The following is a 21,405-nucleotide window of genomic DNA, read 5'->3' as shown; positions in this document are numbered from 1 at the left end:
CGATGGGTGAGCAGCAGCACGTGAAGTTCCCGCAGGAGGTCCTCGCCGAGTACGCCGCCCTCGGCGTCGACCTGCAGGCGCTCTTCTCCGCCGGGCACCTCGGCAACCGGATGAGCGTGCAGATCGTCGAGGCGTCCGCCGAGCGGGTCGTCGGCACGATGCCGGTGGAGGGCAACACCCAGCCCTACGGCCTGCTGCACGGCGGCGCGTCCGCCGTGCTCGCCGAGACACTGGGGTCGATCGGCTCGATGCTGCACGGCGGCGTCTCCAAGATCGCCGTGGGAGTGGATCTCAACTGCACCCACCACCGCGGCGTCCGCAGCGGACTGGTCACCGGGGTCGCGACCCCGGTCCACCGCGGTCGTTCCACGGCCACCTACGAGATCGTGATCACGGACGACCAGGACAAGCGGGTCTGCTCGGCCCGGCTGACCTGCCTGCTCCGCGAGGTCACGGCCAAGGACGCGGACAACGTCCCGGGTGGCGGCGCGGCCTGACCGCACCACCGTCTCCCGACGTCCCCCTCCGCGCCTCCCCGCTTCCACGCCCCTCCTCCCCCGGTCCCTTGCCTTCCGCTTGTTTCCACGTTCTTCCGGTTTCTTTTCCGTTCTCCGCCCGCCGGACCGCGACGGCACACTCCCATCCGGGCCGTGCTGCGCCGCACGGCCACCGCGGAGACCGCCGCGAACCAGGAGGCCGGACGAGCGGAGGGCAGGGCGGCCGACCGAGGCCGGATCGAGAAGGTGACCGGGGCCGTCACCGTCACCGGGAGTCACCGGGGGCGTGATCCCGGAGCACGGCGCCACACCTCCCGGCACCCGCCCCCAAGGGTGACGGAAGCACCGTTTCGGGCACAGTCGCGGACTCCGGCACACCGGGTTCCCGAACACCGGCCCCCGGACGCGGAGCGTCGGCTTCCGGACGTCGCGCCCCCGGCCGGCCGCCCCGGCTTCCGGACCCGGGGTGTCGCGTTCCGGACACTGCGGGTCCGCACCGCGCGGCCCGCGCACCTCACGACCGGCTCCTGCGCACGCCGCACCGAGCCGCACCCGCCGACCGACCCGCCACATCTCGTCGACACCCTCCCGGGAGGATGCCCGGCGCTCCGCACACGGCCGTCCGGATACCCGCCGGCCCCGCTTCAACACCCCGCGCCCCACACCGCCTTGCCCCGCCCACCCGCTCGGCCGACGGCGCACCCGCGGACACGGAACCAGGGCCACGCGGAAGGGCGCGGCGCGACCCCCGGCACCCCAGAGACACCACACCCGCCCCGGCCCCCGGCCACGCGGGAGACTCCCCGTCGCGCCCCGGCACCCCCCGGAGCCACCCGCGGACCCCGGCGCACCGGATGCGGCCCGCGAGGAACCCCACCCCCGGCCGGCCACGCGCACCGAGCGACCCGCCCACACCTGCCGCCGCGCCAGGTGAGCGGTCCGCGACCACCCCGAACGCCACGCACGCCCCTCCGTCACCACCGGCACACCCGCCACCCTCCCCGGACCGGTACCCCACGGCCCGGGGCCACCCCCGAAACTCCTCCAACCCCCTCACCGCTCGGGCCTGTTGCGCCGCCCTTCGGCTTCCCCTAGCGTGCCCGCCATGGGGCACTCGGCGCGCACGTCGATCAGGAGCGCCCTGCGCACGCCGCTGATCCTCGGACTCCTGGCCGCCACTCCCGGCTGCACGGGCGGGACGGCCGACCCGGCTCCGCACACCTCGACCCCCGCCGACGTCTGCACCAGCCTCGTGTCGTACTGGGCGAAGGAAGCCGTCGAGGGCAGCAGCTGGGCGGGCCTGGACTGGGAGCAGAAGGGCTTGTCCAACGAGCAGTTGGGGATTCACGACGAGGTCCTCGCGGACGCCCGGGCCACCGAGCGGACGGAGGGACGGGCCGCCGCACTGGCCGAGATCGACCGGGAGAGCCGCCGCCGGTGCGAGGCCGCACACGGCGCGACGGGAAGCTCGGAGAACTGGAGACCGCCCGGGAGTCCGGCCGCCTCCCCCGCCGGCACGGGCGGCCCGGACCCCGCCCCCGGCTCTCCGGCACACCCGCCTTCACTCCCCTCCCCATCATGACGCTGCGTGACATCGACGCGCTGATCAAGCCGCACGGCACGCCCCACCGTCCGTCCGCTGACACCAGGCCGCCCGTCCGGTATCCGGAGAGCCGGTGAACCAGGACCGACAGGAGCATGATCCGCTCAAGCCCCTTAGCGGAACTGCGCGTTCTCACGATGTGAACACCATGTTGCCGACACCTATGTACCGGTTTGCCCACCCCCTGCGCACCTCCTCTCCCCCTCGCGATAACAAGACAGTCACATCCTGACCTCGCCGCTCCCCACCTCCCCCACCTGCGCTTAGAGTCACGGCCAGTCACCGCGCCGCCGGGCGCTTCTGCTGCACGACCCAGTAACACCAGTCACCCCAGTACGGCCCGGCCACTCAAAAACGGCACCTCCAGCTACACAGCTTCACGGCACCGCCTCAGCTCGAGGGGGCCGCGCCAGGGAAAGGATTCATCGTGCGACGTCGTTCCTTGCTCATCCTCACCACCGTGATCACCACGGGAGCTCTCACCCTTTCCGCCTGCGGTTCGCGCGACGACAAGGGCGGCAGCGACGACTCGAAGGGCACCACGACCGTCGTCATCGGCGTCGACGCGCCGCTCACGGGCTCGCTGTCCGCGCTGGGCCAGGGCATCAAGAACTCCGTGGACCTGGCGGCCAAGACCGCCAACAAGAACAACGAGGTCCCGGGCGTCACGTTCAAGGTCGAGGCCCTCGACGACCAGGCCGTCCCGGCCTCCGGCCAGGCCAACGCCACCAAGCTCGTCGGCAAGCCGGAGGTGCTCGGCGTCGTCGGCCCGCTGAACTCCGGCGTCGCCCAGCAGATGCAGGGCGTCTTCGCGGCGGCCAACCTCGCCCAGGTCTCCCCGGCGAACACCAACCCCTCCCTCAGCCAGGGCGACAACTGGGGCAAGGGCGAGTTCAAGCGCCCCTTCCCGACCTACTTCCGCACCGCCGCCACCGACGTGGTCCAGGGCAAGTTCGCCGCCCAGTACCTCTTCAACGACGCCGGCAAGAAGAAGGTCTTCGTCGTCGACGACAAGCAGACCTACGGAGCCGGCCTCGCGGCCATCTTCTCCGCCGAGTTCAGCCGCCTGGGCGGCAAGGTCGTCGGCACCGACCACGTCACCGTGAAGGAGACCGACTTCTCCTCCACCGCAGACAAGGTCAAGAGCTCCGGCGCCGACTCCGTCTACTTCGGCGGCCAGTACCCCGAGGGCGGCCTGCTCTCCGACCAGATCAAGAAGACCGGCGCCAAGATCCCCACCATGGGCGGCGACGGCATCTACGACCCGGCCTTCATCAGCGCCTCCGGCGAGGCCAACGACGGTGACCTGGCCACCTCGATCGGCTACCCGGTCGAGAAGCTCGACACCGCCAAGAAGTTCATCGCCGACTACAACGCCGGCGGCTACAAGGACCCGTACGCGGCCTACGGCGGCTACTCCTACGACGCCGGCTGGGCGATCGTCCAGGCCGTCAAGGCCGTCGTCGCCGCCAACGACGGCAAGCTTCCCGAGGACGCCCGCGCCAAGGTCACCGAGGCGCTCGGCAAGGTCTCCTTCGACGGCGTGACCGGCAAGGTCTCCTTCGACGAGTTCGGCGACACCACCAACAAGCAGCTCACGGTCTACAAGGTCGAGGGCGGCAAGTGGATCGACGTCAAGAGCGACACGTTCAACCAGTAGTCACCCCGCTCTGACCTCGTCCTGACCAAATGAACCACACCGCGCGAGGGCGCAAACAGCGCCCTCGCGCGGAGTCATATCCGACACGCTCATCGGAGGCCCTGCGGTGAACGAACTGCCGCAACAGCTGGCCAACGGCCTTGCCCTCGGTGCCCTCTATGGCCTCGTCGCCATCGGGTACACCATGGTCTACGGCATCGTCCAGCTCATCAACTTCGCCCACGGCGAGATCTTCATGATCGGGGGCTTCGGCGCCCTCACCACCTACACCGCTCTCCCGAGTGGCACCTCCCTGATGGTGGCCATACCGCTCATGATCATCGGTGGCGCGATCGCCTCCGTGGCCGTCGCGACCGCCGCCGAGCGGTTCGCCTACCGGCCGCTGCGCGGCGCACCACGACTCGCCCCGCTCATCACCGCCATCGGCCTCTCGATCGCGCTCCAGCAGCTCGTCTGGCAGTTCTACCCGAACGCCAAGGTGGCCGTCAGCTTCCCCGAGTTCAGCGGCGACGCCTTCAAGATCACCGAACACCTCACCATCCAGCGCGCCGACGCCTTCATCCTCGCGCTCGCCCCCCTCTGCATGCTCGCCCTCGGCGTCTTCGTCGCCAAGAGCCGCAGCGGCCGCGCCATGCAGGCCACCGCACAGGACCGCGACACCGCGAAGCTCATGGGCATCAACACCGACCGCATCATCGTCATGGCCTTCGCCATCGGTGCCGCGTTCGCCGCCGTCGCAGCCGTCGCCTACGGTCTCGACCGCGGCCAGATCGGCTGGGAAATGGGCTTCATCCTCGGCCTCAAGGCCTTCACCGCCGCCGTCCTGGGCGGCATCGGCAACATCTACGGAGCCATGGTCGGCGGCGTCGTCCTCGGCCTCGCCGAGGCCCTCTCGATCGCCTACATCGAGGACATCCCCGGCATGCAGCAGCTCGGCGGCGGAGCCTGGTCCAACGTCTGGGCCTTCGTCCTCCTCATCGTCGTCCTCCTCGTCAGACCACAGGGTCTGCTCGGCGAGCGCGTCGCGGATCGGGCGTGAGAGACATGACCACAGACACCACCGCACAGACCCCCGCCCCGGCACAGCGCACCCTGCCCCAGGGCCTGCTCTACACGATCGCCGGCGGCAGCGTCGCCACCGCCGCCAGCGCCTTCCTGGCCTGGACCTGGACCACCGCCTTCCCCGGTAACCTCACCCTCTACGGCTACCCGGCTCCGCTCCAGCTCCTCACCCTCGTCGGCGCGCTCCTCACCGCCGCCCACGCGCTCTCCGCGCTCGGCGTCAAGGGCTTCGGATGGCTCACGCCCACCGGCAGCCGCAAGGCCCTGTGGATCCTGGCCCTCGGCACCTTCGCCACCACCCTCTTCACCACGCTCTCCATCATCTGGGAACTCGGCGCCCTGGTGGACCTGGAGCCCGGCGCCGGCATCGCCGTCCTCGCCTCCGCCGTCCCGGCCGCCGCCGCGTACAAGCTGCCGGACGACACCCGCAAGGCCGCCCCCGCCCGACGCCTCCCCTCGTGGGCCGAAATCCTGATCATCACCGGAGTCTTCGCCCTCGGCCTCTACGTGATCACCTTCGGCATCGACACCAAGGACAGCGAACCGCAGCTCTTCATCGCGTACCTGATCCTCGTCGGCTTCACCACGACCGCGCTGATCAAGTCCGGAATCGTCGAACGCGTCTCCACCCTCACCACACACAACCGCCAGGTGACGCTCATCGCCACCGCGGCCGCGGCGATCGCCTTCCCGTTCATCCAGCAGAGCGGCGACACCTACACCCTCATCGCGGTCAACATCCTCATCTTCGCGACCGTCGCCCTCGGCCTGAACGTCGTCGTCGGCCTCGCCGGCCTGCTCGACCTCGGCTACGTCGCCTTCCTCGGAGTCGGCGCCTACACCGCCGCACTGGTCTCCGGAGCCACCTCCTCCGCCTTCGGCGTCCAGTTCCCCTTCTGGGCAGCCGTGCTCACCGGCGCCCTCGCCTCACTCGTCTTCGGCGTCGTCATCGGCGCCCCGACCCTGCGCCTGCGCGGCGACTACCTCGCCATCGTCACCCTCGGCTTCGGAGAGATCTTCCGCATCGCCATGGGCAACCTCGACGGCGTCTCCGGACCGAAGATCACCAACGGCCCGAACGGCATCCCGAACATCCCGCAGCTGGAGTTCTTCGGATACAACTTCGGCGAGCCCCACACCGTCCTCGGCATCGAGCTCGGCGCCTACGCCAACTACTACCTGCTCATGCTGGCGGTGATGGCGCTCGTGATCATCATCTTCTCCCGGGCCACCAACAGCCGCATCGGCCGCTCCTGGGTCGCCATCCGCGAGGACGAGACAGCCGCCACCGCCATGGGCATCAACGGCTTCCGCGTCAAGCTGATCGCCTTCGCCCTCGGCGCCACCCTGGCCGGCCTCGCCGGCACCGTCCAGGCCCACGTCAACACCACGGTCGTCCCCGAGAACTACGTCTTCGCCGGCCCCGTGCCGCCGAACTCCGCCTTCCTCCTCGCGGCCGTCATCCTGGGCGGCATGGGCACCGTCCGAGGCCCGATCCTCGGCGCGGCCCTGCTCTTCCTGATCCCGGCCAAGCTGTCCTTCCTCCAGGACTACCAGCTGCTCGGCTTCGGCATCGCCCTCATCCTGCTCATGCGCTTCCGCCCCGAGGGCCTCATCGCCAACAAGCGGGCGAAGCTCGAATACCACGAGAACGACGAACAGCCCGACGTACCCGAACCCCGGCAATCCGCCGAGTCCGGCGTCGGCACCGCGAAGGCGGGGGCGTGAACGCCATGACCACCACGACCACGGACACCACGGCCACCAAGGCCGCACCGGCCACCGTCCTGGACGCCAGCGGCGTCACGATGCGCTTCGGCGGACTCACCGCCGTACGCGACGTCGACCTGACCGTCCGCGAGGGCGAGATCGTCGGTCTGATCGGCCCCAACGGAGCCGGAAAGACCACCTTCTTCAACTGCCTCACCGGCCTGTACGTCCCCACCGAGGGACAGGTCAGCTACAAGGGCACCGTGCTGCCCCCCAAGCCGCATCTGGTCACCAAGGCCGGCATCGCCCGTACCTTCCAGAACATCCGCCTCTTCGCCAACATGACGGTCCTGGAGAACGTCCTCGTCGGACGCCACACCCGGACCAAGGAGGGCCTCTGGTCCGCGCTGCTCCGCGGCCCGGGCTTCAAGAAGGCGGAGGCCGCCTCGCGCGAGCGGGCCATGGAACTCCTGGAGTTCGTGGGCCTCTCCGCCAAGGCCGAACACCTCGCCCGCAACCTGCCCTACGGCGAGCAACGCAAACTGGAGATCGCCCGGGCCCTGGCCAGCGACCCCGGACTGCTGCTCCTCGACGAGCCCACCGCCGGCATGAACCAGAACGAGACGCGGACCACCGAGGAACTCGTCTTCGCGATCCGCGACCAGGGCATCGCCGTCCTCGTCATCGAGCACGACATGAAGTTCATCTTCAACCTGTGCGACCGGGTGGCCGTGCTGGTCCAGGGCGAGAAGCTCGTGGAAGGCACCTCCGAGGTCGTCCAGGGCGACGAACGTGTCGTCGCCGCCTACCTGGGCGAGCCGTTCGAAGCCACACCTGCCACGGCGGACACCACCGGGGCCGAGACCGCCGAAACGGAGGCGGCGGCCACCGAGCCGGCGGCCGAGACCACCCCCGAGGCCGCCCAAGCCCCCGCGACGGAGACGCCGGAGACCGACGAGGCACCGGCGGACGACGCCCCCGAGGCCCCGGCCGACGCCCCGGAGACCACTCCGGAGCCCGCGTCCGACGACGCGGACAGCACCAAGGAAGGAGACTCCAAGTGACCGCACTTCTCGAGGTCGAGGACCTCCGGGTCGCCTACGGCAAGATCGAGGCCGTCAAGGGCATCTCCTTCTCCGTCGAGACCGGCCAGGTCGTCAGCCTCATCGGCACCAACGGAGCGGGCAAGACCACCACCCTGCGCACGCTCTCCGGGCTCCTCAAGCCCTCCGGCGGGAAGATCACCTTCGACGGCCAGGTGCTCAACGGCATCCCGGCCCACAAGGTCGTCTCGCTCGGCCTGGCCCACTCCCCCGAGGGCCGGCACATCTTCCCGCGGCTCAGCATCGCCGAGAACCTCCAGCTGGGCGCCTTCCTCCGCAAGGACAAGGACGGCATCGAGCGGGACATCGAGCGCGCCTACGACCTCTTCCCGATCCTGGGCGAGCGTCGCAAGCAAGCCGCGGGCACCCTCTCCGGCGGTGAGCAGCAGATGCTCGCCATGGGCCGGGCGCTGATGTCCCAGCCCAAACTGCTGATGCTCGACGAGCCGTCGATGGGCCTCTCCCCGATCATGATGCAGAAGATCATGGAGACCATCGTCACCCTGAAGGCGGAGGGCATGACGATCCTGCTCATCGAGCAGAACGCCCAGGCCGCCCTCTCGCTGGCGGACTACGGCTACGTGCTGGAGGTCGGCACGATCAAGCTGTCCGGTACCGGCCAGGACCTGCTCCACGACGACGACGTCCGCAAGACGTACCTCGGCGAGGAGTAGGCGGCACCACCGCACACGAGGAAGGCCCGCCCCCTGTCGGGGGCGGGCCTTCCTCACATCCCGGCGCGAAGCCCCGGGGGGAGCAACCGCGGACTACTGCTGGCCCTTCGCGGCCTTCTTCTCCTCGGCGTCCTCGATGACCGCCTCCGCGACCTGCTGCATCGACATGCGGCGGTCCATGGAGGTCTTCTGGATCCAGCGGAAGGCGGCCGGCTCGGTCAGCCCGTACTGCGTCTGGAGAACGCTCTTGGCACGGTCCACCAGCTTGCGGGTCTCCAGCCGCAGAGAGAGGTCGGCGACCTCCTGCTCCAGCGCCTTCAGCTCGGCGAAGCGCGACACGGCCATCTCGATCGCGGGCACGACATCACTCTTGCTGAACGGCTTCACGAGATACGCCATGGCACCTGCGTCCCGCGCCCGCTCGACAAGTTCCCGCTGGGAGAACGCGGTCAGCATCAGGACCGGGGCGATCGACTCACCGGCGATCTTCTCCGCTGCCGAGATGCCGTCCAGGACGGGCATCTTCACGTCGAGGATGACGAGGTCGGGCCGGTGCTCACGGGCGAGCTCGACGGCCCGGGCCCCGTCGCCGGCCTCGCCGACGACCGAGTAGCCCTCTTCTTCGAGCATCTCCTTGAGATCGAGACGGATGAGGGCCTCGTCCTCGGCGATGACGACACGGGTCGTCAGCGGCGGGACGTGCGACTGATCGTCGTCGGCGGCGGGCTGGGGCGACTCGGGGGCGGTCACGGGGGCTCCTCGTTGCGGGGCAGAACTGCTCCCCTGAGCCTACCTAGCTCCTGTAAAGTGGTGATCCGCAGGACCTTCGGGACCTTGCGATTCCAAGGCCCCAGTACTCCAACTGGTCAGAGAGGCCGCTCTCAAACAGCGGACAGTGTGGGTTCGAATCCCACCTGGGGCACTTTTCCTTCGATTCCAAGGTTACAACGCCCGCATCGAAGATCACTCACATCGGTGAACATCCGCTCGAAGCCAGGGCAACCTCGGTGACCCTTCGGCCATGCTCGCCTCCGTGTACGACCTCGACACACGCAGGCGTGCCCTGGCTCTCATCGCCGCTGGGCACAGCCTGAACTCCGTGAGCAGGCAGACCGGCGTCTCCCGCCATGCGGTGCGCTCCTGGCGACAACGACCGGAACCCCTGCCCAGCATCGGCAACCAGGCCGCCCCCTACGTCCGGTGCCACCCCACTCCGAGGGCACCCGACGACGCCGAGGCGTACGCCTACCTCCTGGGGCTCCACCTCGGCGACGGCTGCATCAGCGACCACCCACGAGACGGCCACCACCTGCGCATCGCCTGCGCGGACGCCTGGCCAGGACAGATCGATGCCTGCCGCGAGGCGATCACGGGCCTCCGTCGCGCTGATGGACCGGCATGTGGGCCTGAAGCACTGACACCGCGGGGCGGCGGGGTGCCGCGGCCGGCCGGAGAGGCGGGCCCGCCATGCACCAGGTGCGCCCGGCGTGGCCCGTCGCCTCGCGCCCCGGGGTCGGTCCTGGCGGGGTGCGGGCCGCGGATCGCCGTGCCCCAGAGGGGTCGCTGGTGTCGATGTCGACGCGGTAGACGGCGTCCGGGTGGAAGGTGGCGCCCCCGCTGGTCGCGAGGGGGGTGACGCCCATGATCAGGGCGGGGTCCGCCGGGGACCGTGAAGGCGAAGAGATCCGTGAGGTCCAGGCGGGCGTCGTGCTGGGGAGAGTGGGGGCGGGCCCGCCGGGTTGATGTGACATGGTGTCACTTCTCTCGCCCTGCCGGGGTGTCGTCGGGCGGCGGGGCCTGGGTGTCACTCCTTCGGGCTGTCGTCCTCGCCGATGCGGTGGACGCGGACGAGGTTGGTGGAGCCGCTGACTCCGGGTGGGGAGCCGGCGGTGATGACCACGATGTCGCCCTTTCGGCAGCGGCCGATCCGCAGGAGTTCCTCGTCGACCTGGGCGACCATGGCGTCGGTGGATTCGACGTGCGGGCCGAGGAAGGTCTCGACGCCCCAGGTGAGGTTGAGCTGGGAACGGGTGGCCGGGTCGGGGGTGAAGGCGAGGAGGGGGATGGGTGAGCGGTAGCGGGAGAGCCGTTTGACGGTGTCGCCGGACTGAGTGAAGGCGACGAGGAAGCGGGCGCCGAGGAAGTCGCCCATCTCGGCGGCGGCGCGGGCGACGGCGCCGCCTTGGGTGCGGGGCTTGTTGCGCTCGGTCAGCGGGGGCAGGCCCTTGGTGAGGATGTCCTCTTCGGCGGCTTCGATGATGCGGCTCATCGTGCGGACGGTCTCGATCGGGTAGGCGCCGACGCTGGTCTCGCCGGAGAGCATCACGGCGTCGGTGCCGTCGATGACGGCGTTGGCGACGTCCGATGCCTCGGCGCGGGTGGGCCGGGAGTTGTCGATCATGGAGTCGAGCATCTGGGTGGCGACGATGACCGGTTTGGCGTTGCGCTTGGCGAGTTTGACGGCGCGCTTCTGGACGATGGGGACCTGTTCCAGCGGCATTTCGACGCCGAGGTCGCCGCGGGCGACCATGATGCCGTCGAAGGCGGCGACGATCTCGTCGATGTTGTCGACGGCCTGCGGCTTCTCGATCTTGGCGATGACGGGGAGGCGGCGGCCCTCCTCGTCCATGACGCGGTGGACGTCCTGGATGTCGCGGCCGTTGCGGACGAAGGAGAGGGCGATGACGTCGGCGCCGATGCGGAGGGCCCAGCGGAGGTCTTCGATGTCCTTGTCGGACAGGGCGGGGACGGAGACGGCGACTCCGGGGAGGTTGAGGCCCTTGTGGTCGGAGACCATGCCGCCCTCGATGACCAGGGTGTGGACGCGGGGGCCGTCGACGGCGGTGACTTCGAGGGTGACGCGGCCGTCGTCGATGAGGATGCGCTCGCCGGTGGTGACGTCGGCGGCGAGTCCGTCGTAGGTGGTGCCGCAGATACGCCGGTCGCCTTCGAGGGGTTCCACGGTGATGGTGAACTCGTCGCCGCGTTCAAGGAGTACCGGGCCTTCGCGGAAGCGGCCGAGGCGGATCTTCGGGCCTTGAAGGTCGGCGAGGACGCCGACGCTGCGGCCGGATTCGTCGGAGGCTTTGCGTACGCGCTGGTAGCGCTCCTCGTGTTCGGCGTAGGTGCCGTGGCTGAGGTTGAACCGGGCCACGTCCATTCCGGCATCGACCAGTGCCTTGATCTGGTCGTACGAGTCGGTGGCGGGTCCCAGGGTGCAGACGATTTTCGCTCGGCGCATGGTTCGAGCCTAGGGCTTACCGATGGGTAGCGAACGGGCCCGGCATGTCTGTCCAACAACCTTTATGTGAAAGCTTGTTGACAAGTCTTGAATATGTGCGGGCGAGTGCTCCGATGAGCGGTTCCGGGCCCGGGTGGCGGGCTGACGGGCGGGGCCGCGGCGGGGGCCGACCCCCGCCGCGGATTCGTGGTTCAGAGCGCCGGTGGGGTGATGGTGAAGCGGGCCGTGACCTCGGCCGTGACCGTCTGGCGCTGCGGTTCGAGATCCAGGGAGGGAAGCTCCTCGGCCCCCTCGCCGGCGAAGGCCATGTGCACCCCTCCGGACACATGGCGCAGCGCCGAGGGCGGCGAGGATTCGGTGTCGGACAGTTCCAGGAGGGCGGCGAGGGAGGAGCCCAGGGCGCCGGCGTAGGCGCGCGCCCGTCGCACGGCTTCCGTCACGGCGAGCCGGCGTGCCTCGGCGTAGGCCGGGGCGTCGTGCCGCAGGGCCCACCACGGTCCCTCCACGCTGGTCTGTTCCAGGTCGCTCAGGCGGGCCGTGAGCTCGCCGAGGGTGGTGAAGTCGGCGAGTTCGGCGGTCACGCGGACCTGGCCCCGGTAGACGGTGGGGCGTTCGGCGCGGCCGCGCCGGGGTTCGGGGCCGATCGAGAAGCGTCCGGTCTCCGGTTTCTCCACCGCGTCGCCGTAGGACTTGAGGAGTTCGAGCACCTGGCCGTTGCGGCGGGTGAGGTCGGCCAGCGTGACGGCACGGTCGGCGCCGCGTGCGTGCACGGTCACCCCGATGTGGGCGATGTCGGGGTCGACCTCCAGGTGTGCCTGTCCGCGGACCGTGAGGTGCGGGGTGTCCGGCGTCGGGTGGTATGCGGTCGTCACGGTGGGCTCCCTCGTACGGTCTGCGGCCGGGGTCCCGGACACTTTCCCACTCCTTAACCCGGGAGGTCTGTTGCGGGAGTGTCGTCTGAGCCAGAATCTACGCGCGTTGTGCGCCACTGAACCAAGGAGAACCCATGCCGCTGAACCGCCGCACGTTCCTGGAGAGTTCCGCCGTCGTCGGAGCCGGCGCCGCCCTGTCGGCGGGCGTCGCCGCCGCTCCCGCGCAGGCTTCGGGTCGTCATCCGAAGCCGGCCAAGCGGTACTCCTTCACCGTGATGGGGACCACCGATCTGCACGGCAACGTCTTCAACTGGGACTACTTCACGGACAAGGAGTTCGACGACAAGGCACACAACGACGTCGGCCTGGCCAAGATCTCGACCCTGGTCGACCAGGTGCGGAGGCGGCGGGGGCGGTGCAACACGCTGCTCATCGACGCCGGTGACACCATCCAGGGCACCCAGCTGTCGTACTACTACGCCAAGGTCGACCCGATCACGCGACAGGGCGGCCCGGTCCACCCCATGGCGCGGGCGATGAACGCCATCGGCTACGACGCCGCGGCGCTGGGCAACCACGAGTTCAACTACGGCATCCCGGTGCTGCGGAAGTTCGAGGAGCAGTGCGACTTCCCGTTGCTCGGTGCGAACGCGCTCGACGCGAAGACGCTCCGGCCGGCGTTTCCCCCGTACAGCATGCACCGTCTGCGCACGCCGCACGGGCGGGACGTGAGGGTGGCGGTGCTGGGTCTGACCAACCCGGGCATCGCGATCTGGGACAAGGCCAACGTCACCGGCCGGATGGTCTTCCCCGGTCTGGAGGAGCAGGCGGCGAAGTGGGTGCCGAGGCTGCGCTCGATGGGTGCGGACGTGGTCGTGGTCTCGGCTCACTCCGGTTCCAGCGGAACCTCCTCGTACGGCGACCAGCTCCCGTACGTCGAGAACGCGGCCGGCCTCGTCGCGGAGCGTGTGCCGGGCATCGACGCGATTCTCGTCGGGCACGCCCATACCGAGATCCCCGAGTACCGGGTGCGGAACGAGGACACCGGTGCGGAGGTGGTGCTGTCGGAGCCGCTGAAGTGGGGCCAGCGGCTGACGCTGTTCGACTTCGACCTGGTGTGGGAGAAGGGCCGTTGGACGGTCGAGAAGGTCGCGGCGCAGGTCCTGAACTCCAACACGGTGGCGGAGGACCCGGAGATCACGGGTCTGCTTGCGGACGAGCACCGGAAGGTCGTCGCCTACGTGAACCAGGTCATCGGTTCGTCGACGACGGCGATGACCACGGTCGATGCGCCGTGGAAGGACGAGCCGATCATCGACCTGATCAGCCATGTCCAGGCCGAGACGGTGAAGGAGGCGCTGGCCGGTGGCGCGTACGCCGGGCTTCCGGTGCTGTCGCAGGCGTCCTGCTTCTCCCGTACGGCGGCGATCCCGGCCGGTGAGGTGACCATCAGGGACGCGGCGGGTCTCTACGTGTTCGAGAACACCCTGGAGGCGCGGCTGCTGACCGGTGCGCAGGTCAAGGACTATCTGGAGTTCTCGGCGCGGTACTACGTCAGGACTCCGGCCGGTGCGCCGGTGGACACGGCGCTGTTGACCAACGCGGACGGGACGCCGGACTACAACTACGACGTGGTGTACGGGGTGACGTACGAGATCGACATCGCTCAGCCGGCCGGTTCGCGGATCGTGAACCTGTCGTTCGGTGGTGAGCCGATCGATCCGGAGGCGCGGTTCGTGCTGGCGGTGAACAACTACCGGGCGAGTGGCGGCGGAGCGTTCCCGCATGTGGCGGGGGCGCCGCAGTTGTGGGCGAACTCGGACGAGATCCGCAACACGATCATCCAGTGGGTGCGGGCGAACGGGACGGTCGACCCGGATCGGTTCGCGTCGGTGGACTGGAGGCTGACGCGGGAGGGTGTGCCGGTGTTCTGAGAGCCGCGTCAGGTCACGTGCACGCCGTGGCACACATCCGACATGTCAAGTGCATCCGGTATGTCCGGGCGGGCCGTCGGGTCCGGGGACGCCGCGGGGCGTCCCCGGACCCGGATCGGTGGGCGGGAGCGTGCCGTGCGAGGTGAGGTCAGTTCCGGGCGAGGGGCTTCAGCGCCTGGCCCTGGGCCGGAATGCGGGGCGTCTCCCGTCGTTCGAGGCCGAAGCTGGTGAAGGCGGTGCGGCGGGGCAGGGGGTAGGGCTCTTTGCCGGTGAGCGAGTTGAGGATCGTCGCGCTGCGCCAGGCGGCCAGTCCGAGGTCGGGCGCGCCGACGCCATGGGTGTGCTGCTCGGCGTTCTGGACGTAGACGGAGCCGCTGACGGAGTCGTCGAGGACGAGGCGGTACTCCTCGTCGATCCGGGCGCGCCCGGCGGAGTCGTGGCGCAGGTACGGGTCGAGGTCGGCGAGCATGCGGTCGACGGGGCGTTCGCGGTAGCCGGTGGCGAGGACGACGGCGTCGGTGGTGAGGCGGGAGCGGCTGGACTGCTGGACGTGTTCGAGGTGGAGCTCGACCTTGGTGGTGGCGACGCGGCCGGCGGTGCGGACGCGGACGCCGGGGGTGAGGACGGCGTCCGGCCAGCCGCCGTCGAGGGTCCGGCGGTAGAGCTCGTCGTGGATGGCGGCGATGGTGTCGGTGTCGATGCCTTTGTGGAGCTGCCATTGGCGGGGGACGAGTTCGTTGCGGACGGACTCGGGCAGTGCGTGGAAGTAGCGGGTGTAGTCGGGGGTGAAGTGTTCCAGGCCGAGTTTGGAGTACTCCATCGGTGCGAAGCCCTCGGTGCGGGTGAGCCAGTGGATGCGTTCGGCGCCGGCCGGGCGGGCGCGGAGCAGGTCGAGGAAGATCTCGGCTCCGGACTGGCCGGAGCCGACGACGGTGACGTGTTCGGCGGCGAGGAGCCGTGCGCGGTGGTCGAGGTAGTCGGCGGAGTGGACGACGGGGACGCCGGGGGCTTCGGCGAGCGGCCGGAGGGGTTCGGGGACGTGGGGCTGGGTGCCGACGCCGAGGGCGATGTTCCGGGTGTAGACGCGGCCGAGTGCCTCGGCTTCGCCGTCGCCGTCGAGCTGGGTGAAGTCGACTTCGAACAGGGAGCGTTCGGGGTTCCAGCGGACGGAGTCGACCTGGTGGCCGAAGTGGAGGCCGGGGAGCCGGCCGCTGACCCAGCGGCAGTAGGCGTCGTACTCGGCGCGCTGGATGTGGAACTTCTCGGCGAAGTAGAACGGGTAGAGGCGGTCACGCGAGCGGAGGTAGCTGAGGAACGACCAGGGGCTGGCGGGGTCGGCGAGGGTGACGAGGTCGGCGAGGAAGGGGACCTGGAGGGTGGCGCCCTCGATGAGGAGGCCGGGGTGCCAGTGGAAGGCGGGGTTCTGTTCGAAGAAGGCGGTGGAGAGTCCGTCGGGGATGCCGTGGGCGAGTGCGGCGAGGGAGAGGTTGAACGGGCCGATGCCGATGCCCACCAGGTCGCAGGGCGGGTGGGGGTCCCCCCACGCTCCCTGGGCCTGGGGGGACGGGTCGTGCTGGGGGGTGTCGCCGGTCATCGGTCGGTGCCGCCTTCCACGAGGGTGAGGATCTCTTCCAGGTCGCCGGTGGTGGCGTGGGGGTTGAGCAGGGTGGCCTTGAGCCAGAGCCGGCCGTCCTCGTGGGCGCGGCCGAGGACGGCCCGGCCCTCGGTGAGGAGGGTGCGGCGGATGGCGGCGACGGTGTCGTCGTCGGCGTCCCGGGGCCGGAACAGGACGGTGCTCAGGGTGGGCCGCTCGTACAGTTCCAGGCCGGGGGTCTTGTCGACGAGGTCGGCGAGGTCCCTGGCGAGGGCGCAGCAGGTGTCGACGAGGGCGCCGAGGCCGTCGCGGCCGAGGGCGCGCAGGGTGACGGCGATCTTGAGGATGTCGGGGCGGCGGGTGGTGCGCAGGGAGCGGCCGAGGAGGCTGGGGAGACCGGCTTCGGTGTCGTCGTCGGCGTTGAGGTAGTCGGCGGTGTGGGTGAGGACCGCGAGGTCGGCGGTGTCGCGGACGGCGAGGAGGCCGGCGGCGGCCGGTTGCCAGCCGAGTTTGTGCAGGTCGAGGGCGACGGATCGGGCGCGGTCGAGGCCGCTGAGCAGGGGGCGGTGGGTGGCGCTGAAGAGGGCGGGGCCGGCGTAGGCGGCGTCGACGTGGAGGTCGGCTCCGTGGGCGTCGCAGAGGTCGGCGATCTGGGGCAGGGGGTCGATGCGGCCGGTGTCGGTGGTGCCGGCGGTGGCGGCGACGAGGAGGGGGCCGTGAAGGTCGGTGAGTGCCTCGTCGAGGGCGACGGGGTCGAGGGTTCCGTTGGGGGTGGGGACGCTGACCGGTGCGGGCAGTCCGAGGATCCAGGCGGCGCGGTGGAAGGAGTGGTGGGCGGCTGCTCCGACGATGGCCTGGACGGTGCCGTGGCGTTCCCTGGCGAGGAGGAGGGCGAGTTGGTTGGACTCGGTTGCGCCGGTGGTGACGAGGGCGTCGGGCCGGAGGGTGTGGGGGTAGACCTCGGCGGCGAGGGCGGCGGTGACGAGGGCTTCGAGGGCGGAGGCGGCGGGTGCCTGGTCCCAGGAGTCCAGGGAGGGGTTCAGCGCGGAGGCGGCGAGGTCGGCGGCGACGGCGAGCGCGAGGGGCGGGGTGTGGAGGTGTGCGGCGCAGAGGGGGGCGGCGGGGTCCGCGGATCCTTCGGCGAGGGCGGTGACGAGGGTGCGCAGGGCGGTCTCGGGGGTGGTTCCGGTGTCGGGGAGGGCCGGTCCCAGGGTGTCGCGGATCCGGGCGGCGACCCGGTCGGGGCCGCCGGCGGGGATCGGGCCGCGTCGTGCCGTGGCTCCGTCGTGCAGCGCGTCGAGGACGGTGGCCAGGAGGGGGCGCAGGGCGTCGGGGCCGGTTTCGCCTCCGGCGAGGGCCGGAGGCGGGGCGGGCGGGGTGGGCGCGGCACACATGGCCCCACCCTGGCGGGGGTTTTCTGGGTTTGTCCGGTGAGCGGGGGTCTGTAACCCGAACGAGGGACAGGGCCTGGACAAGTCCCTGTCCCTCGTGGTGGGGGGCGTCGGGGCCGGGTCGCGGTGCGGCCCGTCGCGGCTATGCCTCGGTGCGGACGCGCAGGGCCCGGCGGAGGTCGTCGAGCTGGTCGACGAGTTTGCGCCTGAGGGCCGGAATCATCGTGTCGTCCCGGAGGTGGGTCTCGCCCAGGGCCAGTGATTCCCGGTCGATCATGTGGGCGGGGAAGGCGTGCCGGCCGGCGGCTTCGGACATGGCCGGGCCACGTCGGTCGCCGAGGGCGATGGCGGCGGGGTAGAAGCGGGCGACGTAGTCCTTGAGCAGTTCGTCCTGTTCGGGCTGCCAGAAGCCCTGCGCCGTGGCGGTGAAGAGGTAGTTGGAGAGGTCGTCGGAGTCGAAGAGGCGGGACCAGGCCGCGGCCTTCGCCTGCGGGTCGGGCAGGGCGGCGCGGCAGCGGGCGGCGCCTTCCTGGCCGGTGGCGCTGGGGTCGCGGGCCAGTTCGGTGTCGATGGCGGCCTCGTCGAGGGCGCCGAGGACGGCGAGCCGGGCGAGGATGCGCCAGCGGAGTTCGGGGTCGGTCTCCGGGCCTCCGGGGACGGTGTCCTCGGCGAGCCAGGCGGCGATGGTGTCGGGCTGGGTGGCGCTGCCGATGAACGCGCGGACGGCGGTCAGGCGCAGTCCGGGTGCGTCTCCGTCCTCGGTGCGGCGGATGAGGTCGCGGGCGAGGGAGGTGATCAGGGCCAGGGCGGCGGGCCGCTGGTCGGGTGCGAGGAGGTGGTCGGCGATCTGGAGGCGTGCGAAGGCGAGGACGCCCTGGACGAGGGCGAGGTCGGTCTCTTCGGGGAGGTGGGTGTGGGCCGTCTCCAGGTATGCCTCGGGGGCGAGTTCGCCGTCGCGGACCATGTCGCGCAGGGTGTTCCAGACGACGGCGCGGGTGAGGGCGTCGGGGATGCCGGAGAGGCAGCGCCGGGCGGTCTGGAGGGAGTTCGGGTCCAGGCGCACCTTGGCGTAGGTGAGGTCGCCGTCGTTGAGGACGACGAGGGCGGGGCGCGGGCCGGGGAGTTCGAGGGGGGTGGTGTGCGGGATGTCGGCTTCGACGCGTGCGCGCAGGACGAGGCGCTTGGTGTCGAGGAGGTCGCGGTCGTAGACGCCGATGGCGATGCGGTGGGGGCGGCTGCCGTCGCGGCGCACGGTGAGGGTGGTGCGGGTGGTGTCGCCGCCGAGTTCGGGGGTGAGGGTGTCGACGCCGGTGGTCCGCAGCCACTGCTCGGCCCAACCGTGGACGTCGCGGTCGGTGGCGGAGGCGAGGTTGTCGATGAAGTCGGCGAGGGTGGCGTTGCCGAACTTGTGCCGTGCGAAGTGGGTGTTGATGCCGGCGAGGAAGTCCTTCTCGCCCATCCAGGCCACGAGCTGGCGGAGGGCGGAGGCGCCCTTGGCGTAGGAGATGCCGTCGAAGTTGAGGAGGGCCGAGGCGGTGTCGGGGACGGCCTCGGGGTCGGGTGCGACGGGGTGGGTGGAGGGGCGCTGGTCGGCGTCGTAGCCCCATGCCTTGCGTACGACGCCGAAGTCGATCCAGGTGTCGGGGAAGCGGTCGGAGCAGGCTTCGTTGACGGTCTGGTAGCCCATGTACTCGGCGAAGGACTCGTTGAGCCAGATGTCGTCCCACCAGCGCAGGGTGACGAGGTCGCCGAACCACATGTGGGCCATTTCGTGGGCGATGACCATGGCGCGGGTCTGGCGTTCGGTGACGGTGACGGCGGAGCGGTAGACGAACTCGTCGCGGAAGGTGACGAGGCCGGGGTTCTCCATCGCGCCGGCGTTGAACTCGGGTACGAATGCCTGGTCGTAGGAGTCGAAGGGGTAGGGCTCCTCGAACTTCTCGTGGAAGCGGTCGAAGCATGCCTTGGTGATGTCGAGGATCTCGTCGGCGTCGGCGTCGAGGTGGGGGGCGAGCGAGCGGCGGCAGTGGATGCCGAAGGGGAGTCCGGCGTGTTCGGTGCGCACGGAGTGCCAGGGGCCGGCGGCGACGCAGACGAAGTAGGTGGAGAGCAGCGGGGTGGGGGCGGCCGTCCAGCGGCCGTCGGGTTGCCGTTCGGTGATGCCGTTGGCGAGGACGGTCCAGCCTTCGGGGGCGTCGACGCCGACTTCGAAGACGGCCTTGAGGTCGGGCTGGTCGAAGGCGGCGAAGACCCGCTGGACGTCTTCCATGAAGAGCTGGGTGTAGACGTACGTCTCGCCGTCGACGGGGTCGGTGAACCGGTGCATGCCCTCGCCGGTGCGCGAGTAGCGCATGGTGGTGCTGATCTCCAGCGTGTGCTCGCCCTCGGTGAGGCTGAGGGGGAGCCGGTTGTCGTCGAGGGCGCCGGGGTCGAGGGGTTCGCCGTCGAGGGTGGCGGTGTGGAGGGTCTCGGGCTTCAGCTCGACGAAGGTGTCCCCGGCGGTGCGGGCGGTGAACCGGATGGCGCTCCTCGACCGGAAGGTCTCGTCCCCGGTGGTCAGGTCGAGGTCGACCCGGTAGTGGTGGACGTCGAGGAGCTGGGCACGGGTCTGCGCTTCGTCGCGCGTCAGTACGGACATGGGCTCCATGCTGCCTGATGGGGCCGGGTGGGGGAACGGTGTTCCGCCCACGGCTCAGAGGGGGTTCTCAGGCGAGCCCGCTGCCCGTGAGGTGGGTGAAGGCGGCCGTGATGCGGGGGCGGTCGTAGCCGGCCTCGCCCGCGGCCCCGCTGGAGAGCAGGGTGTGGAGGAGGAGACGGGCTTTGGCGGGGTCGAGGAGACCGGCGGGGACGAGGCCGCGGTGCAGGAGGTCGTCCTCGGAGCCGGGGCCGCGGTAGGTGTGCGAGAGGGTGGGGCCGGCGCCGGTGCGGGAGGCGAGGACGACCGGGATGCGCTGGGTGATCTCCTCCAGCCGGTCCGCCAGCCGGGCCGGGACGTGACCGGCGCCGAAGGCGGCCACGACCAGGCCGTCGAAGCGGGTGTCGATGCCGTCCAGGAGTTCGCCGCGGTCACCGAGGGAGAGGGTGATCAGGGCGACGCGGACGTCCGGGTCGAGCCGCAGGGGGCGGATCGTGGAGGGGGCGGCCGGGCGGAACATGATTCTCGGCCGGCCCTCGACGACCGCGCCGAGAGGTCCGGCGCCGGGTGAGGCGAAGGTGGCGACGGAGGTCGTGTGGGTCTTGCGGACGTGGCGGGCGGCGTGGATCTCGTCGGCGAGGACGACGAGGACTCCGAGGTCGCGGCAGGCGGGGTCGGCGGCGACGGCGAGCGCCGCGGCGAGGTTGGCCGGGCCGTCGGCGCCGGGCTGGTCGGGTCGCCGCATGGCGCCGGTGACGACGACCGGCTCGCCGGCCGGGCAGAGCAGGTCGAGGAGGAAGGCGGTCTCCTCCAGGGTGTCGGTGCCCTGCACGACGACGACGCCGGAGCCGGCCGCCGTGGTGGCGCGCACCTCGTCGGCGAGGCCGGTCAGGTCCTCGAAGGACAGGGACGCGCTGGGCATCCGGCGGAAGTCGCGGATCTCCAGGTCGCTTCCGGGGGTGCCGAGTCCGGCGAGCACCTCGTGGCCGGTCAGGCGCGCCGCGTCCCCGTCCCGTGCGGAGATCGTCCCTCCGAGGGTGAAGACCGTGACGCGGGTCATCAGTGTGCTCCGTCCGCGATCGTCTCGTGGTGCCGGATGACCTCCGCGATGATGAAGTTCAGCAGCTTCTCCGCGAACGCCGGGTCCAGTTTCGCGCTCTCGGCGAGTTCCCGCAGCCGGGCGATCTGGCGGGACTCGCGTGCCGGGTCGGCGGGCGGGAGCTGGTGCCGGGCTTTGAGGACGCCGACCTGCTGGGTGCATTTGAAGCGTTCGGCGAGCATGTGGACGACCGCCGCGTCGATGTTGTCGATGCTCTCGCGCAGCCGGGTCAGTTCCGCTTGTACGGACTCGTCGATGTCGCTCATGAGCAGCGAGCTTAGACGGAGCGCCCGGCGACCGCCGGAGGGTGTTCGGGATCCGGAACGCGGT

At 70.6% G+C, this 21,405-nt stretch carries 17 protein-coding genes and 1 tRNA gene; 10 read left to right on the top strand and 8 right to left on the bottom strand.

What is annotated here, in order from left to right; genetic code table 11:
- The first annotated feature begins 2 nt into the window (after positions 1-2).
- The 7 genes from OG393_RS25295 (at position 3) to OG393_RS25265 (ending at position 8,309) form a co-directional block, all read left to right on the top strand.
- Complete coding sequence (locus OG393_RS25295; protein ID WP_327376996.1) at positions 3-497, top strand: PaaI family thioesterase; 495 nt, start codon at positions 3-5, stop codon at positions 495-497.
- 1,105 nt (positions 498-1,602) lie between these two features.
- Positions 1,603-2,079 carry a hypothetical protein gene (locus tag OG393_RS25290; RefSeq protein WP_327376995.1) on the top strand — a complete coding sequence of 159 codons (477 nt, stop codon included), beginning with the start codon at positions 1,603-1,605 and terminating at the stop codon, positions 2,077-2,079.
- A 448-nt stretch (positions 2,080-2,527) separates the two neighbouring features.
- The gene (locus tag OG393_RS25285) at positions 2,528-3,760 is read left to right on the top strand and encodes a branched-chain amino acid ABC transporter substrate-binding protein (RefSeq protein WP_327376994.1); all 1,233 of its coding nucleotides are present in this window, start codon (positions 2,528-2,530) and stop codon (positions 3,758-3,760) included.
- Positions 3,761-3,866: 106 nt separating this feature from the next.
- Entirely contained in the window at positions 3,867-4,799 is a 933-nt protein-coding gene (locus OG393_RS25280; protein WP_327376993.1) for a branched-chain amino acid ABC transporter permease, read from the top strand.
- Between the two features lie 5 nt (positions 4,800-4,804).
- Positions 4,805-6,550: a branched-chain amino acid ABC transporter permease gene (locus OG393_RS25275; protein WP_327376992.1), complete on the top strand. Its 1,746-nt coding sequence runs from the start codon at positions 4,805-4,807 to the stop codon at positions 6,548-6,550.
- A gap of 5 nt (positions 6,551-6,555) precedes the next feature.
- Positions 6,556-7,596, top strand: a complete 1,041-nt coding sequence (locus OG393_RS25270) for an ABC transporter ATP-binding protein (RefSeq protein WP_327378542.1) — start codon at positions 6,556-6,558, stop codon at positions 7,594-7,596.
- A complete protein-coding gene (locus OG393_RS25265; RefSeq protein WP_327376991.1) occupies positions 7,593-8,309 on the top strand; it encodes an ABC transporter ATP-binding protein in 717 nt (238 codons plus the stop codon). Before OG393_RS25270 ends, OG393_RS25265 begins: the two co-directional genes overlap by 4 nt.
- Before the next feature lie 93 nt (positions 8,310-8,402).
- Here OG393_RS25265 and OG393_RS25260 read toward each other — a convergent pair whose 3' ends face one another.
- Positions 8,403-9,059 (bottom strand): ANTAR domain-containing response regulator, encoded by a 657-nt coding sequence (locus OG393_RS25260; RefSeq protein ID WP_327376990.1) that lies wholly within the window; start codon positions 9,057-9,059, stop codon positions 8,403-8,405.
- A gap of 97 nt (positions 9,060-9,156) precedes the next feature.
- Here OG393_RS25260 and OG393_RS25255 point away from each other — a divergent pair.
- Together OG393_RS25255 and OG393_RS25250 are read left to right on the top strand one after the other, a co-directional pair.
- Positions 9,157-9,231: transfer RNA gene (locus OG393_RS25255), tRNA-Leu, on the top strand.
- A gap of 99 nt (positions 9,232-9,330) precedes the next feature.
- Complete coding sequence (locus OG393_RS25250) at positions 9,331-9,945, top strand: helix-turn-helix domain-containing protein (RefSeq protein WP_327376989.1); 615 nt, start codon at positions 9,331-9,333, stop codon at positions 9,943-9,945.
- A gap of 168 nt (positions 9,946-10,113) precedes the next feature.
- Here the strand turns inward: OG393_RS25250 and pyk are convergent, their stop codons facing one another.
- Complete coding sequence (gene pyk, locus OG393_RS25245) at positions 10,114-11,550, bottom strand: pyruvate kinase (RefSeq protein WP_327376988.1); 1,437 nt, start codon at positions 11,548-11,550, stop codon at positions 10,114-10,116.
- A gap of 191 nt (positions 11,551-11,741) precedes the next feature.
- Positions 11,742-12,422 (bottom strand): SIMPL domain-containing protein, encoded by a 681-nt coding sequence (locus OG393_RS25240; protein WP_327376987.1) that lies wholly within the window; start codon positions 12,420-12,422, stop codon positions 11,742-11,744.
- 134 nt (positions 12,423-12,556) lie between these two features.
- Between OG393_RS25240 and OG393_RS25235 the strand changes: the two genes are divergently transcribed.
- Positions 12,557-14,356 carry a bifunctional metallophosphatase/5'-nucleotidase gene (locus OG393_RS25235; RefSeq protein WP_327376986.1) on the top strand — a complete coding sequence of 600 codons (1,800 nt, stop codon included), beginning with the start codon at positions 12,557-12,559 and terminating at the stop codon, positions 14,354-14,356.
- A 148-nt stretch (positions 14,357-14,504) separates the two neighbouring features.
- Here OG393_RS25235 and OG393_RS25230 read toward each other — a convergent pair whose 3' ends face one another.
- The 5 genes from OG393_RS25230 to OG393_RS25210 form a co-directional block, all read right to left on the bottom strand.
- A complete protein-coding gene (locus tag OG393_RS25230) occupies positions 14,505-15,950 on the bottom strand; it encodes a lysine N(6)-hydroxylase/L-ornithine N(5)-oxygenase family protein (RefSeq protein ID WP_327376985.1) in 1,446 nt (481 codons plus the stop codon).
- Positions 15,947-17,344: a pyridoxal phosphate-dependent decarboxylase family protein gene (locus OG393_RS25225; RefSeq protein WP_327376984.1), complete on the bottom strand. Its 1,398-nt coding sequence runs from the start codon at positions 17,342-17,344 to the stop codon at positions 15,947-15,949. The genes OG393_RS25230 and OG393_RS25225 overlap by 4 nt, the downstream gene beginning before the upstream one ends.
- A 139-nt stretch (positions 17,345-17,483) precedes the next feature.
- On the bottom strand, positions 17,484-19,979 hold the full coding sequence (gene pepN, locus OG393_RS25220) for an aminopeptidase N (RefSeq protein WP_327376983.1): 2,496 nt from the start codon (positions 19,977-19,979) through the stop codon (positions 17,484-17,486).
- Positions 19,980-20,046: 67 nt separating this feature from the next.
- The gene (locus OG393_RS25215; RefSeq protein WP_327376982.1) at positions 20,047-21,036 is read right to left on the bottom strand and encodes an asparaginase; all 990 of its coding nucleotides are present in this window, start codon (positions 21,034-21,036) and stop codon (positions 20,047-20,049) included.
- On the bottom strand, positions 21,036-21,341 hold the full coding sequence (locus tag OG393_RS25210) for a chorismate mutase (protein WP_327376981.1): 306 nt from the start codon (positions 21,339-21,341) through the stop codon (positions 21,036-21,038). The genes OG393_RS25215 and OG393_RS25210 overlap by 1 nt, the downstream gene beginning before the upstream one ends.
- Between the last annotated feature and the right edge of the window lie 64 nt (positions 21,342-21,405).

Origin of the sequence: Streptomyces sp. NBC_01216 (assembly GCF_035994945.1) — a bacterium.
Taxonomy (GTDB): Bacteria; Actinomycetota; Actinomycetes; order Streptomycetales; family Streptomycetaceae; genus Streptomyces.
Note: the sequence above shows the minus strand (reverse complement) of the source record. Positions and strands in the feature narration are given on the sequence as shown.

Coding starts and splice junctions, on each gene's coding strand:
- OG393_RS25230 (WP_327376985.1), bottom strand. CDS start 15,950: ATGACCGGCGACACCCCCCAGCACGACCCGTCCCCCCAGGCCCAGGGA.
- pyk (WP_327376988.1), bottom strand. CDS start 11,550: ATGCGCCGAGCGAAAATCGTCTGCACCCTGGGACCCGCCACCGACTCG.
- OG393_RS25270 (WP_327378542.1), top strand. CDS start 6,556: ATGACCACCACGACCACGGACACCACGGCCACCAAGGCCGCACCGGCC.
- OG393_RS25210 (WP_327376981.1), bottom strand. CDS start 21,341: ATGAGCGACATCGACGAGTCCGTACAAGCGGAACTGACCCGGCTGCGC.
- OG393_RS25225 (WP_327376984.1), bottom strand. CDS start 17,344: ATGTGTGCCGCGCCCACCCCGCCCGCCCCGCCTCCGGCCCTCGCCGGA.
- pepN (WP_327376983.1), bottom strand. CDS start 19,979: ATGTCCGTACTGACGCGCGACGAAGCGCAGACCCGTGCCCAGCTCCTC.
- OG393_RS25295 (WP_327376996.1), top strand. CDS start 3: ATGGGTGAGCAGCAGCACGTGAAGTTCCCGCAGGAGGTCCTCGCCGAG.
- OG393_RS25290 (WP_327376995.1), top strand. CDS start 1,603: ATGGGGCACTCGGCGCGCACGTCGATCAGGAGCGCCCTGCGCACGCCG.
- OG393_RS25235 (WP_327376986.1), top strand. CDS start 12,557: ATGCCGCTGAACCGCCGCACGTTCCTGGAGAGTTCCGCCGTCGTCGGA.
- OG393_RS25250 (WP_327376989.1), top strand. CDS start 9,331: ATGCTCGCCTCCGTGTACGACCTCGACACACGCAGGCGTGCCCTGGCT.
- OG393_RS25275 (WP_327376992.1), top strand. CDS start 4,805: ATGACCACAGACACCACCGCACAGACCCCCGCCCCGGCACAGCGCACC.
- OG393_RS25215 (WP_327376982.1), bottom strand. CDS start 21,036: ATGACCCGCGTCACGGTCTTCACCCTCGGAGGGACGATCTCCGCACGG.